Source organism: Ornithinimicrobium sp. INDO-MA30-4 (assembly GCF_021535045.1).
Classification (GTDB): Bacteria; Actinomycetota; Actinomycetes; order Actinomycetales; family Dermatophilaceae; genus Ornithinicoccus.
Genome location: NZ_CP091056.1, coordinates 1,126,046 through 1,139,105, shown reverse-complemented (window position 1 = coordinate 1,139,105; position 13,060 = coordinate 1,126,046). Strand labels below are relative to the sequence as shown.

Genomic DNA, 13,060 nt, shown 5'->3' with positions numbered 1-13,060 from the left:
GACGTTGTGAATGACGTTGTCGTGCATGGACGCGAGGGCGGCAATCCCGACAACGAAGGCACCAAGGCCGGTTTGCAGTGGGTGTTTGACGCTGTCGCGCCCGGTGAAAGCGTCACCGTGAAGTTGCGGTTGATCGACTCCGCGGGTGCCCCGGCCAGCCCGCAAGACCACGAGAGCGTTATCGCCGACCGGGCTCGTGACACCGAAGAGTTTTATGCCCAGGTCATCCCGGAGGGGACCAGCGATGAGGACGCCCACATCGCTCGCCGCGCGTTTGCTGGCCTGCAATGGGGCAAGCAGTTGTACCTCTACAACGTGAGCCAGTGGCTTGAAGGGGACCCGGCTAGCCCGCCCCGCCGCGCGAGCGAGCCCAGCGACCCGGTGGCCGCAACACCGACTGGTCCCACGTTGATATGTCCGAAGTTATCTCGATGCCCGATGAGTGGGAGTATCCGTGGTTTGCCACCTGGGACCTGGGCTTCCACTGCGTCGCGTTGGCGCACGTCGATCCAGCCTGGGCCAAGTGGCAGTTGCTGCTGATGACTCGCGAGTGGTCGATGCACCCTAATGGGCAACTGCCGGCGTATGAGTGGAACTTCTCTGATGTGAACCCGCCCGTGCACCCGTGGGCGGCCTGGCAGATTTATGCCCTCGACGGGGGAGCGGACCGTGAGTTCCTGCAGCGCATCGTGCTGAAGATGCTGTTGAACTTCCCGTGGTGGGTGAACCGCAAGGACGCCAACGGCTCGCACGTCTTTGAGGGCGGCTTCTTGGGCTTGGACAACGTTGGTCTCTTTGACCGCAGCGAACCACTGCCGGATGGGCAGCGGCTTGAGCAGGCGGACGCGACGGCTTGGATGGGCATGTTCGCCCTCAAGGTGCTGCGGATGTCGGCGGAGTTGGCGCGCGAAGACTCATCCTGGGATGAAGTGGCCACCAAGTTCCTGACGCACTTCTTGGCGATCTCTGAAGCGATGGAGGACTTCGGCACCGGCGATACCTCGCTCTGGGGCACCGAAGATGGCTTCTTCCACGATGTGCTGGTCAAGGCCGACGGCAGCGCAGAACGACTCCCGGTGCGCTCGATGGTCGGCCTGCTGCCGATGATGGGTGTGGCTATGCTGCCCGACTGGATCGCTAGCGACCTGCCTGAGTTCACCGACTTTGTGCAGGGCTGGATCACTCGTCGGCCCGAGTTGGCCAATAGCTTGCTGCACATCGACCACCAGGGCCAGAGCCTGCGGACCTTGTCGATGATTAGTCATGACCAGTGGGACGCACTGCTGGCGGCTCTGCTTGATGAGCAGGAGTTCTTGTCACCGCACGGCATCCGGTCGCTGTCGGCCATCCACCGTGAAGGTGTCAGCGCAGAGATTGAAGGCAAGGTGTTGGGCTTGAAGTATCAGCCTGCCGAGTCGCGGTCCTACCTGTTTGGTGGCAACTCCAACTGGCGTGGACCGATCTGGATGCCAGTGAATGCGCTGGTCACGGATGCCATGCGCATTTATGGCCGGGGCGCAGGGTGGCCAAGCAGGTCGCTGTCCCGACCGGGTCAGACGACATGCTGAGCTTGTGTGACGCGGCCACCGCGATCGAGCAGCGATTGGTTGGCCTGTTCCGTCCAGGCGCCGATGGTCGACGTCCAAGCACGCCGATCCACCACCCGAGCGGCCCGCTGTGGGATGTGCATCCGACGTTTAGTGAGTACTTCAATGGTGACAACGGCACTGGTTTGGGAGCCTCGCACCAGACTGGCTGGACCGCGCTGGTGGCGCACTTCATTTGTGCACCCGATGGGGTTTTTCAGCCCTAGACGGGGTGACGTTCCGTTTGTAGCCTGGGGTTATGCGTAGTGATCATCTCGCGGCCATCACCGGTTACGGTTGCGCAGGTCTCAGTGGCGTGTCTGTGCTGTGCCTAACAGTCGGCCCCGAAGCATGGGCCCCAGCCGCAGACATAGCAGGTGTGGTCACCATGGTCATTTCTAGTGGCTGTCTGTTTGTTGCAGGGCGTCTCGTGCCGACCCGTGTTGACGTCTTCGACGAAGCCGAAAAGACTGCGTACAAGAAGGCCACGTTCTGGCCTCAGATCGCGGCGGCTGTCGCTGCTGTGACGGCGCTGGTCATCTGGTTTTTACCGCTGGCTGTTGGCTACTTTGTCGCTGCAGTGGTGCTGGCAGCCGCGGCGTGGGTTTGGGTGACTGCCCGGACCGTCAGGCACAGCGGTTCCCACGAGGTGACCATCTGGGGGACCCCGGTGGAAAAGGTCACGGCGTGACGACTGCTAGAAGCGTGAGGCCCGGTAGCGAATCATTCGCTACCGGGCCTCATCTGGCGTTTGGCTTAGTCCGTGCCCCACTCCATGGCTGCACGATCCAATGCCTCGTCGCTCAGGCCATCGCGAGCCGCGGTGTTGGTGGCGATCCGCTCGGCGCCACCCATCTCGAGGGCGCCCAGGAGGTGGCCGTGCTCGACGAGCAACTGGCCTTCATCCATCGGCTGGTTGGCATACTGCTCTAGCTTGTCGCGCGAGTCGGCGATGTCCAGGTTGCGCATCGTCAACTGGCCGATGCGGTCGACGGGGCCAAAGGCCGCGTTTTCGGTGCGCTCCATCGAGAGCTTGTCCGGTGGTAAGAGAAGTTCTCACCGGCCGTCGCCAGGACCGTGTAGTCCTCGCCGCGACGCAGTCGCAAGGTGACCTCGCCGGAGACGAGGAAGCGATCCAGCGCTGAATCGACTCACGAATCATCAGCGCCTGCGGGTCCAGCCAGCGGCCTTCGTACATCAGGCGACCGAGGCGACGGCCCTGCGAGGTGGTACTGCTCGATGGTGTCTTCGTTGTGCACCGCGTTAACGAGACGCTCATAGGCGATCCAGAGCAACGCCATACCGGGTGCTTCGTAGATGCCGCGTGACTTGGCCTCAATGATGCGGTTTTCGATCTGGTCGGACATGCCCAGCCCGTGGCGGCCACCGATGGTGTTGGCCTCGTGCACCAAGGCGACAGCGTCGTCGAACTGAACGCCGTTGATGGCAACCGGGCGACCCGACTCAAAGCGAACAGTGACGTCTTCGGTGTCGATCTGGACCTCGGGGTCCCAGAACTTCACACCCATGATGGGCTCAACGGTCTCCAGCGAAACGTCGAGGTGCTCCAGGGTCTTTGCCTCGTGGGTGGCGCCCCAAATGTTGGCGTCCGTGGAGTATGCCTTTTCCTGGCTGTCGCGGTAAGGCAGGTCGCGTTCGGTGAGCCATTCGCTCATCTCGGCGCGGCCGCCCAACTCCTGCACGAAGTCGGCGTCCAGCCACGGCTTGTAGATGCGCAACTGTGGGTTGGCGATCAAGCCGTAACGGTAGAAGCGCTCAATGTCGTTGCCCTTGAAGGTCGAGCCATCGCCCCAGATGTCGACGCCGTCCTGGTGCATGGCGCGGACCAGCAGCGTGCCGGTCACCGCGCGACCCAGGGGAGTGGTGTTGAAGTAGGTGCGGCCACCCGAGCGAATGTGGAAGGCGCCGCAGGCAATGGCGGCTAGGCCCTCTTCGACGAGGGAAGACTTGCAGTCGACCATCCGCGACAACTCGGCGCCATAAGCTTCGGCGCGGCCGGGAACACCGTCAATGTCTGGCTCGTCGTACTGGCCGATGTCAGCGGTGTAGGTGCACGGGGTCGCGCCCTTTTCGCGCATCCACGCCACCGCTACCGAGGTGTCGAGGCCACCAGAGAACGCAATGCCGACGCGCTCGCCGGCTGGAAGAGAAGTACTTTGGACATGGTGATAAGTATGCAAGATGTTGTATGAATATGCGAAATCGTGCTTGGCCAAGCTGAACTACTCAGTCAGTTTGCGGCAGTAGCCATACATCCACCGTATAGGGGAGTAGTCGCAATCGATCTCTTGCTCAGGCCCCACAACGACGAAGCGGTAGTCACCGTCCTCTTCTTGTCGCGCCTCACTGGAGTGGAAGCAGGAGTGATAGGCGCCGACGAGTAGATCGTTCTCGTCCATCACTATGTCGCCCAAGGAGTCGGTTTCGCCAGCTCCCATCAGATCGCGGAAGGTTGCTAGTTCGGATCTGGTCGTCACCACATGGGAATCACCGTGACTCAGGAATCCAGCCTCCCAAGCTTCCATCTCATCTTCGACGTCAATGGTCGTCCACACCAGAGTGCCCACGGGGTCTCCGACCGGCGTGGCGCTGCTGGCGCTGCACGCAACGAGGCCCGCTACCCCCAACGCAGCAACCGAGATCAATCGTAGGAATCTCATATGGCCTAGACGCGGTCCGCTGGCTCGAGGTTCCGTTTGAGCATGCTCGGGCAGACGTGCCCTGCGGCTTCCACAGGGTTCCCTGCCAAAGCCGGTGAGCGCATACCCTGGCTGAGTGCCAACTTCACCGAAACCAGATGACCTGCTCACCGCTGCGGTGGGCTCGGTGAAGGGTTCGCAGCGGCCAGGTCAGGTGCAAATGGCCAAGGCTGTCCAGGACGCGATTGAGCACGACGAGCACTTGCTGGTCCAGGCCGGGACCGGCACCGGAAAGTCGTTGGCCTATTTGGTGCCAGCCATCGCGCACGCCATGGCTACGGGGAAGCCGGTAGTCATCGCGACGGCAACGCTGGCGCTACAGGCGCAGATTATTGACCGTGACCTGCCTCGTATTGCCGAAGCGTTGCGTCCACTGATGGGGCGGTTGCCTACGTTTGCCCTCGTCAAGGGCCGCTCTAACTACCTCTGCAAGCACAAGATGACCGGTGGCTTCCCCGACGAAGACGAAGACACCCTTTGTCGATGGGCTCCGTCGACGCCGACCGCTCGAAGTTGGGCGGCGAAGTGCTGCGGTTGCGTGATTGGTCTGACGTGACTGAGTCGGGAGACCGGGACGAGCTCGTGCCGGGCGTGAGTATGCGGGCGTGGCGGCAGGTCTCGGTCAGCGCTCGCGAGTGCCTCGGCTCAAAATGCCCGATGGCCACCGAGTGTTTTGTCGAGGTCAGCCGCGCGGCCGCCCAAGAAGTCGACGTCATCGTCACCAACCATGCCTTCATGGCCATCGACGCATTCGAGGGGCGCCGGATGCTGCCCGAGCATGACGTGCTGATCGTTGATGAAGCCCACGAACTCACTGATCGCGTCACCTCCACGGTGACCGATGAGATCACCTCCGCAACCGTTGCCATCGCTGCCAAGCGTGCCGCTCGCTATGGCAGCACCGAGCAACTCAACGATGGTGCAGACACACTGCAGTCAGTCTTGGACGAGTTGCCAGAGGGACGTTCAGCCCGCGGCCTGCCCGACGCGCTGGCCATCGCTCTCGGCGCTATCCGCGATGCCGCCCGCGGTTTGCAGAGCGAGCTCAAGGGCGACCTCAAGGGAGGCCCTGATGGAGCCCGGCAGATTGCCCGCTCTGGCATCGACGAAATCTTCGACGCCTGCGAGCGTCTGCTCGATGAGCGTGAATTGGATGTCGCCTGGGTTAGCAAGGACCCGCGGCGTGGGTCGTCGTTGCGGGTGGCGCCGATGAGCGTGGCCATGACCTTGCGGGAAAAGATCTTTGGCGACCGCACTGTCGTGCTCACCTCGGCCACTCTGGAGTTGGGTGGCACCTTCGACGTTGTTGCTGGCACGTTGGGTCTGCGCGGCGACAACGCCCGAAGTGGACCGGCCTGGATGTCGGCAGCCCTTGATTACCCGCAACAAGCGATTGCGTATGTCGCCAGTGGGCTGCCCGCGCCCGGCCGGGATGGCGCGGCTGACGTGGTCTTTGATGAGATTGAGCAACTGATCCGCTCGGCTGGCGGACGCACCCTGGGGCTGTTTAGCTCGCGGCGCGCTGCTGAGACTGCGGCCTTCCACATGCGCACACGGCTCGCTGACCTGGGCATCAAGGTGCTGTGCCAAGGCGATGACCAGACCCCGACGCTGGTGCGCGAGTTTGCCTCGGACGCCAAGACGTGCCTGTTCGGCACGATGTCGCTCTGGCAAGGCGTTGATGTGCCAGGGTCGGCCTGCCAATTGGTGATCATCGACCGGATCCCGTTCCCTCGGCCCGACGACCCGTTGTCCTCGGCGCGGACCGAGGCCATCTCCAAGATGGGTGGCAACGGCTTCATGGCGGTCTCGGCGACTCACGCGGCTCTCCGGTTGGCTCAAGGTGCTGGCCGGCTGATCCGCCGCCAGGATGACCGCGGTGTTGTGGCCTTCCTCGACTCCCGGATGGTCTCGGCACGCTATGCGGGTTTCCTGCAAAGTCGTTGCCGCCGTTTTGGCCTACCCAGGACGCCAAGTTGGTGCGCAAGGCACTCAAGCGGTTGGACGAAACAGCGCCCGATCCCGTCGACGTGGGAGAGGTCGCGACCCGTCCCGCCGCGGTCGCGCCCCTGTGGCCAGATCAGCCCGCACCGCGGTGACCTCCGGGCATGCCTGGAGTGAAGAAGAAGATCAAGAATTGCGCGATGGCGTCGAGGCTGAAATTAGCATTGAGGAGTTGGCCGAGCATCTCGAGTTGGCTCCCGATGTCATTACCGCCCGGATGAATCAACTCGAACTCGTGGAGGCAGCCGAATGAGCACTCCTTTCCCGCTCCTAGCGTTGATCAGCGGACCCGAAGAGGTGCTGGCTGAGCGAGCCGTCGATGCCATCTTTGGTGAGTTGCGCGATTTTGAGCGTGACGCCGAGACGGTCCGGTTGGCGGCAAGTTCCTACGCCCCTGGGGACTTGTTGACCCACGCCAGCCCGTCCCTGTTCGGTGGCTGGACGGGCATCGTGATCTCTGGCCTCGAAGAAGCCAGCGATCCACTGCTCGAGGACGTGCTGACATACCTGGATCAGCAGCCAGACAGCGTGGTGCTGATCTTGCGGCACAAGGGTGGCAATCGCGGCAAGCGAGTCGTTGATGCAGTCAAGAAGGCCGGCGCCCGGTGGTTGAGGCCAAGGCCATCAAAACCGAAGGTGACAAGGTTGCTTTCGTCACCGGCGAGTTCCAGGCAGCCCGGCGCAAGATTTCTCGCGATGCCACCGTGGCGCTGGTCAATGCGGTCGGGCGGGACGTTCGTGAGTTGGCGTCAGCCTGTTCGCAGTTGATCCGTGACACCAAGGGCATGATCGACGTCGCCGACGTTGAGTTGTATTACGGCGAACGCGTCGAGACGACTGGCTTCAAAGTTGCCGAAGCCGCACTGGGCGGAAAAGAGGCCGAAGCGTTGCGGTTGCTGCGGCACGCGATGAGCGGGGGCTCGACCCCGTGCCGATCGTCGCTGTTCTTGCCATGCAGTTGCGCCAGGTTGGTCGTTGCCTCCGCCGGGCCTGGGCCCTCAGCCTCCATGGCCAAACAACTGGGGATGGCCCCGTGGCAGATCGATCAGGCTCGTCGGGTTGCTCAGGGATGGAACGGCGCTCGCCTGGGTGCGGCGATTCAGGCCGTCGCCGAGGCAGATGTTGAGGTCAAGGGCGGTTTACGCAACATTGCGCACCGCGCCGGAGACCCGGCATTCGCGGTCGAGCGAGCTGTTGTTGCCATCTGCGCCCTGCGCAGGGCGGCCTGACCGCCACCAGTTTTGGGGAATGGCTTAAGCGACCGGTACTGTTGGACATTGCGTGCGCGCTCAGGTCGTGCGCGCACGAGCACCACCCTCGCAAGGGATTCACCACGGGTACCCCCACGCCCAGTCTCTTAACTTGCGAATGTCGCCCTCTACGACAACCAGTGACCGACCAATCAGGAAGAATACTTCGTGGCAAACATTAAGTCTCAGATCAAGCGCGTTAAGACCAACGCCGTCCGCACCGAGCGCAACCGGGCCCACAAGTCCGAACTGCGCACCTGGTTGCGCAAGTTCCGCGAGGCTCTGGCCAGCGGCGACGCGGCCGAGACGCAGAAGGCTCTGGCCGCTGCTTCGCGCAAGCTGGACAAGGCTGTCACCAAGGGTGTTATCCACAAGAACCAGGCCGCCAACAAGAAGTCGGCCATGGCCAAGCAGGCTGCAAAGCTGGGCTGATTCACCCTTGTGCTGACGGGCTCGCCGGCAACGCACTTGTAGAAGGCGCTCACCCTGATGGGGTGGGCGCTTTCTGCGTTACCATGGCATCACCATGACGATCTTTCGACTTTGCTTATTTGGCAGTGCTGAGTTAATTCAGATCACGCACTGCCACCCCTCGACGCCCGAGGGGTTTTTATGTACGGGCCGGTCCGCCGGCATACGAGGCAAGGAAACGCACGAACATGAGCCAGGACACCCCACAGCATCGTTACACCGCGGCACTGGCCGGCGAGATCGAACTGCGTTGGCAGCAACGCTGGGATGACGAAGGCACGTTCAGCGCGCCCAACCCGGCTGGCCCTGGGCGGAGCCCAACGATTCTCGCCTGCAGGCGGGCGCTGGCCACACCATGGTGATGGACATGTTCCCCTACCCTCCGGCGCCGGTCTGCACGTTGGCCACCCGCTGGGCTTCATTTCCACCGATGTCTTCTGCCGCTACCAGCGCACGATGGGCCGCAATGTCCTGCACACGATGGGCTTCGACGCCTTCGGACTGCCCGCCGAGCAGTATGCGGTGACCACCGGCCAGCACCCGCGCACCACCACCGAGCGCAACATGGAGGTCTATCGAGGCCAGTTGCGTCGCTTGGGCATGGGCCATGAGAAGCGTCGGTCATTTGCCACGATTGACCCCGATTACTACCGCTGGACGCAGTGGATCTTCACCCAGATCTACCAGAGCTGGTATGACGAGAGTGCGCCTCGCGCGGACGGCAGCCTGGGCAAGGCTCGCCCGATCGAAACCCTGATTGAGCAGTTTGAGTCGGGGGAGCGGTCGACACCGAGCGGCCAAGCTTGGGCCGACCTGTCGGCGCCAGAGCGCGCTGCCGTGCTGGACGACTACCGACTGGCTTACGTCTCGGCCGCGCCGGTTAACTGGTGCCCAGGCTTGGGCACAGTGCTGTCCAACGAAGAAGTGACCAACGAGGGCAAGTCTGAACGCGGCGACTTCCCGGTCTTCCAGCGCAACCTGAGCCAGTGGAAGATGCGGATCACCGCATACGCTGACCGGCTGGTGGATGACCTGGAGCGCCTCGACTGGCCCGAGCGGGTCAAGACGATTCAGCGCAACTGGATTGGCCGCTCGACTGGTGCTGCCGTGCACTTTGCTGCTTCCTCGAGCGCTGGCTCGGCCGACATCGAGGTCTTCACCACCCGGCCTGACACCTTGTTTGGTGCGTCGTTTATGGTGTTGGCGCCGGAGCACCCGCTGGTGACTCAGTTGACCCCCGAGGCTTGGCCCGAGGGCACCAAGGACGCGTGGACCGATGGCGCAGCGACCCCCACTGAAGCCGTTGCGGCCTACCGAGTGGCGGCCTCGCGCAAGACCGATCTGGAGCGCCAGACCGACACCAAGACCAAGTCCGGTGTCTTCATCGGAGCCTTTGCCACCAACCCCGCTAACGGCGAGCAACTGCCAGTGTTCATCGCTGATTACGTGCTGATGGGATACGGCACCGGTGCGATCATGGCGGTTCCTGCTCAAGACGAGCGCGACTTCGCCTTCGCCCAGGCCTACGAACTGCCGATTCGCCACACAGTCCAGGCGCCCGAGGACTACCCGCAGGGCCGGGCCTACACCGGCCCCGGCGTGGCCATTAACTCTGCCAACGACGAGATCAGCCTGAATGGCATGGCTCGCGACGAGGCCAAAGATGCCATGGTTGAGTGGCTGGCAGGCAAGGGCGTCGGCGAGGCAACCATCACCTACCGTCTGCGCGACTGGCTGTTTAGCCGTCAGCGCTACTGGGGCGAGCCGTTCCCGGTGGTTTGGGACGAAGACGGCGTGGCCCACACGGTGCCCGATTCGATGTTGCCCATCGAGTTGCCGGATGTCCCGGACTATTCGCCGCGTACCTATGACCCCCAAGACGCTGCGTCCATGCCAGAGCCGCCGCTTTCGCGTGCCACCGAGTGGGTTGAGGTCGAACTTGACCTCGGCGATGGGCCGAAGAAGTATCGCCGCGACACCAACACCATGCCCAACTGGGCTGGCTCCTGCTGGTATCACCTGCGTTACCTGGACCCCAAGAACGACCAGGCTCTGGTTGACCCCGAGGTCGAAAACTACTGGATCGGCCCACGCGATGAAGCCGTCGCGGGTGCGCCCGAAGGCGCCGTTGACCCCGGTGGTGTTGACCTCTACATCGGTGGTGTCGAGCACGCCGTGCTGCACCTGCTCTACGCCCGTTTCTGGCACAAGGTGCTGTTTGACCTGGGCCATGTCAGCAGTGAAGAGCCCTTCCGCAAGTTGATCAACCAGGGCATGATCGAGGCGGCTGTCTACCGCGACGACCGCGGCCAACCGGTGCCCGCGATTGAAGTCGAAGAGCACACGGACTCTGCCGGTGGCGCCTCGACATACACCTGGCAGGGCCAACCTGTCACCAAAGAGCACGGCAAAATGGGCAAGTCGCTCAAGAACGTCGTGACACCAGATGAGATGTGCGAAGAGTATGGAGCCGACACCTTCCGCATCTATGAGATGTCGATGGGGCCGTTGAGCAATACCGCCCATGGGAGACGCGTGCCGTCGTTGGCTCACAGCGCTTCCTGCAGCGGCTGTGGCGCAACATCTTGGACGAAGAGACCGGCCAGTTGACGGTCACTGACGACGCCCCGATGCCGCCACCGAGAAGTTGCTGCACCGCACGATCGATGGCGTGCGCAGCGATTACGAGGGCATCCGCTTCAACACGGCGATCGCCAAGATGATCGAGTTCAACAACGCGCTGACCAAGCTGGACGCGGTCCCGCGCAGTGTTGTTGAGCCATTGGTGCAGATGGTGTCTCCGGTGGCTCCGCACATCGCTGAAGAACTGTGGACCCGTTTGGGCCATGACGGCTCACTGGCCTATGCGCCCTTCCCTGAAGCCAACCCAGAGTTGCTGGTGGAAGACGCCGTGACCTGCGTGGTGCAGATCAAGGGCAAGGTGCGCGACCGCCTCGACGTGCCGGTCGACATCTCTGAGGACGACCTGAAGGCACAAGCTTTGGCCCTGCCTAAGATCGCTGAGTTGTTGGGCGACTCGCAGATCCGCATGGTGATTGTGCGGGCACCCAAGTTGGTCAATATCGTTCCAGCATGAGTATGCGGTCAGCGGCAGCGCGCGAAGGAGCCACGCCATGACGGTTGTTGTGGTGACTGACTCCACCTCGTGCCTGCCGCTGGACCGAGCCCAGGCTGCCGGGGTCGAGGTCGTGCCGTTGCATGTCACGGTCGGTCGTCGCACCTTGGTGGAGGGGCGTGACATCTCGACCGATGAGGTCGCGTCGCTCTTAAAGGCGGGCAAGGAACAAGTCAGCACCTCACGGATTGCGCCGGGCGACCTGGTGGTGGCCTATCGCGAGATCGCTGAACGGACCGGGGCCGACCACATCGTTTCCGTTCACCTGTCGTCGCGGGTCAGCGGCACAGTCGACGCTGCCGAGTTGGCGGCCGCAGCGGTGCGCTCGCAGGTCGCCGCCACGGTGATCGACAGCCGCACACTCGGCATGGCGATGGGGTATGCGGCGCTGTGGGGTGCGGATGCTGCACGCGCTGGCAGCGACGCCAGCGAGGTGGCAGGCATCGTTCGGTCGGCCTGCGCCGATTCGAGGGCCTGGTTTTATGTCGACTCTCTGGAGTATTTGCGCCGAGGAGGACGAATCGGCTCCGCCGCTGCGCTGTTGGGGGCGCACTCTCGATGAAGCCGCTGCTGCAGGTGGCCGATGGCCAGGTGCAACCGTGGGAGCGGGTGCGGACGAGGGCTAAGGCTCTTGCACGCTTGCACCTCCAGACCGTGCAGCAGGCCAAAGTTGGGCCGACGCTGGCCGTCAAGTGAGTATCGCGGTCCACCATTTTGCTTGGGCGCAGCAGGCTGACCTCGCTGCCAGTCAACTTCGTGAGGCCTTGCCGGACGCCACCGTGGACGTGGTCGAGTTGGGGGCTGTGACGGCCGTGCACACGGGGCCCGGGACCTTGGCTGTTGTCGTGTCAAGCCATCCCATGTAGCGCGATCGCAGGCAGATTCTCGGTCTTCCACACCGATCCGCTCAGCAAGGCTTCGTCCACCGATTTTGATGAGAACCCCAGGGGAGGCACGTCGTCCCTAGCGTCGAAGCATGGCTCCTGGACTTGGTGATCTCGATCGACTGACGCATGCCTTGCGTGGCGAGTCGGAGCGCCCTGACGCAGTCCCGCAGGGGAGACACCGCGGCACTCGCTTCACCCGCGAGCACGTGGATCTCGACGCTGACACGGCAGCAGAAGAGATCGACGAAGAGCCGACTCCGCCGGTGCTTAGTATCCCGCCAGCCATTCAGCAGGGCCGGTTCCGGCTGAGTGGCCAAGCCGTCTGGGGTGTCCTGCTCACGGTCGCACTGATGGCAGCCGTGTTTATGGGCCGGATGTATGTCAGCCAGGCCACGGCACCCGCCCCTTGCCTGTGGCTGCGCAGGACAATCCCACCGAGCCTGCTCAGCCCGAAACAGCCGCAGACCCAACCGACCAAGGCTTGGTGGCGACGGCCACACCTGCATCAACTCCCGCCGAAACGGTGGTCCATGTCATCGGCGCGGTCAAAGACCCAGGCGTCTACACCTTGCCCGGTGGATCTCGAGTCGTTGATGCGTTGACGGAGGCAGGCGGCTCCACCGAGGCCGCCGAGTTGAGCCGGATGAACTTGGCATTGATATTGAGCGATGGCGACCAAATTTGGGTGCCGGTTCATGGGGAGGAACCACCTGATGTCGTTGCAGTTGAGAGTCCGATCAGTAGCGACGCGCCATCCGTTGGCCAGGGCGTGGCTGATGGCGAGGAAAGTCTGGGCGCGGTCGGCCTCAACTCCGCGTCCTCGCAACAATTGGAGACCATCCCAGGAGTGGGGCCGGTGACGGCTGGCCGCATTTTGGCGTTCCGCGAGGAGAGGGGACCGTTCACCAGCGTTGACCAATTGCTCGACGTCAGCGGGATTGGCGAAAAGACTCTTGAGAGTCTGCGGCCGTACGTGAGCCTGGACTGAGGCTGGCCGCAGCGCATG

General features: G+C 63.1%; 12 protein-coding genes and 3 pseudogenes. 13 read left to right on the top strand and 2 right to left on the bottom strand.

Annotated features, from left to right (window positions below):
* Window positions 1–6: 6 nt before the first annotated feature.
* From L0A91_RS19705 to L0A91_RS06565, 4 genes are all read left to right on the top strand, one after another.
* Complete coding sequence (locus tag L0A91_RS19705) at window positions 7–540, top strand: hypothetical protein (protein ID WP_397333823.1); 534 nt, start codon at window positions 7–9, stop codon at window positions 538–540.
* Window positions 432–1,568, top strand: coding sequence for an MGH1-like glycoside hydrolase domain-containing protein (locus tag L0A91_RS06575; RefSeq protein WP_397333856.1), 1,137 nt, complete (start codon window positions 432–434; stop codon window positions 1,566–1,568). The genes L0A91_RS19705 and L0A91_RS06575 overlap by 109 nt, the downstream gene beginning before the upstream one ends.
* Window positions 1,562–1,813, top strand: coding sequence for a hypothetical protein (locus tag L0A91_RS06570; RefSeq protein ID WP_235246307.1), 252 nt, complete (start codon window positions 1,562–1,564; stop codon window positions 1,811–1,813). The genes L0A91_RS06575 and L0A91_RS06570 overlap by 7 nt, the downstream gene beginning before the upstream one ends.
* 161 nt (window positions 1,814–1,974) lie before the next feature.
* Window positions 1,975–2,277, top strand: a complete 303-nt coding sequence (locus L0A91_RS06565) for a hypothetical protein (RefSeq protein WP_235246306.1) — start codon at window positions 1,975–1,977, stop codon at window positions 2,275–2,277.
* 65 nt (window positions 2,278–2,342) lie between these two features.
* Here L0A91_RS06565 and argG read toward each other — a convergent pair.
* Both argG and L0A91_RS06555 read right to left on the bottom strand, forming a co-directional pair.
* A pseudogene (gene argG, locus L0A91_RS06560) lies at window positions 2,343–3,787 on the bottom strand (argininosuccinate synthase).
* Window positions 3,788–3,829: 42 nt separating this feature from the next.
* The gene (locus L0A91_RS06555; RefSeq protein WP_235246305.1) at window positions 3,830–4,174 is read right to left on the bottom strand and encodes a hypothetical protein; all 345 of its coding nucleotides are present in this window, start codon (window positions 4,172–4,174) and stop codon (window positions 3,830–3,832) included.
* Between the two features lie 208 nt (window positions 4,175–4,382).
* Here L0A91_RS06555 and L0A91_RS06545 point away from each other — a divergent pair.
* The 9 genes and pseudogenes from L0A91_RS06545 (at window position 4,383) to L0A91_RS06510 (ending at window position 13,042) form a co-directional block, all read left to right on the top strand.
* Window positions 4,383–6,563, top strand: a pseudogene (locus L0A91_RS06545) (ATP-dependent DNA helicase).
* 352 nt (window positions 6,564–6,915) lie between these two features.
* Window positions 6,916–7,539 carry a DNA polymerase III subunit delta gene (holA, locus tag L0A91_RS18655; protein WP_397333822.1) on the top strand — a complete coding sequence of 208 codons (624 nt, stop codon included), beginning with the start codon at window positions 6,916–6,918 and terminating at the stop codon, window positions 7,537–7,539.
* A 189-nt stretch (window positions 7,540–7,728) separates the two neighbouring features.
* Entirely contained in the window at window positions 7,729–7,992 is a 264-nt protein-coding gene (rpsT, locus tag L0A91_RS06530; RefSeq protein WP_235246301.1) for a 30S ribosomal protein S20, read from the top strand.
* Window positions 7,993–8,219: 227 nt separating this feature from the next.
* Window positions 8,220–11,128, top strand: a pseudogene (leuS, locus tag L0A91_RS06525) (leucine--tRNA ligase).
* Between the two features lie 37 nt (window positions 11,129–11,165).
* Window positions 11,166–11,729: a DegV family protein gene (locus L0A91_RS17350; RefSeq protein ID WP_260115315.1), complete on the top strand. Its 564-nt coding sequence runs from the start codon at window positions 11,166–11,168 to the stop codon at window positions 11,727–11,729.
* A complete protein-coding gene (locus L0A91_RS17345) occupies window positions 11,726–11,863 on the top strand; it encodes a hypothetical protein (RefSeq protein ID WP_260115314.1) in 138 nt (45 codons plus the stop codon). Before L0A91_RS17350 ends, L0A91_RS17345 begins: the two co-directional genes overlap by 4 nt.
* A complete protein-coding gene (locus L0A91_RS17340) occupies window positions 11,860–12,033 on the top strand; it encodes a DegV family protein (protein ID WP_260115313.1) in 174 nt (57 codons plus the stop codon). The genes L0A91_RS17345 and L0A91_RS17340 overlap by 4 nt, the downstream gene beginning before the upstream one ends.
* Before the next feature lie 110 nt (window positions 12,034–12,143).
* Window positions 12,144–12,656: a hypothetical protein gene (locus tag L0A91_RS06515; protein WP_235246300.1), complete on the top strand. Its 513-nt coding sequence runs from the start codon at window positions 12,144–12,146 to the stop codon at window positions 12,654–12,656.
* Window positions 12,539–13,042 carry a helix-hairpin-helix domain-containing protein gene (locus tag L0A91_RS06510; RefSeq protein ID WP_311198153.1) on the top strand — a complete coding sequence of 168 codons (504 nt, stop codon included), beginning with the start codon at window positions 12,539–12,541 and terminating at the stop codon, window positions 13,040–13,042. The genes L0A91_RS06515 and L0A91_RS06510 overlap by 118 nt, the downstream gene beginning before the upstream one ends.
* Window positions 13,043–13,060: the final 18 nt, after the last annotated feature.

Excerpts from the sequence above, each read along its gene's own strand:
- L0A91_RS06515 (WP_235246300.1), top strand. The coding sequence starts at position 12,144 with ATGGCTCCTGGACTTGGTGATCTCGATCGACTGACGCATGCCTTGCGT.
- L0A91_RS06570 (WP_235246307.1), top strand. The coding sequence starts at position 1,562 with ATGCTGAGCTTGTGTGACGCGGCCACCGCGATCGAGCAGCGATTGGTT.
- L0A91_RS17345 (WP_260115314.1), top strand. The coding sequence starts at position 11,726 with ATGAAGCCGCTGCTGCAGGTGGCCGATGGCCAGGTGCAACCGTGGGAG.
- L0A91_RS17350 (WP_260115315.1), top strand. The coding sequence starts at position 11,166 with ATGACGGTTGTTGTGGTGACTGACTCCACCTCGTGCCTGCCGCTGGAC.
- L0A91_RS06575 (WP_397333856.1), top strand. The coding sequence starts at position 432 with ATGCCCGATGAGTGGGAGTATCCGTGGTTTGCCACCTGGGACCTGGGC.
- L0A91_RS06565 (WP_235246306.1), top strand. The coding sequence starts at position 1,975 with ATGGTCATTTCTAGTGGCTGTCTGTTTGTTGCAGGGCGTCTCGTGCCG.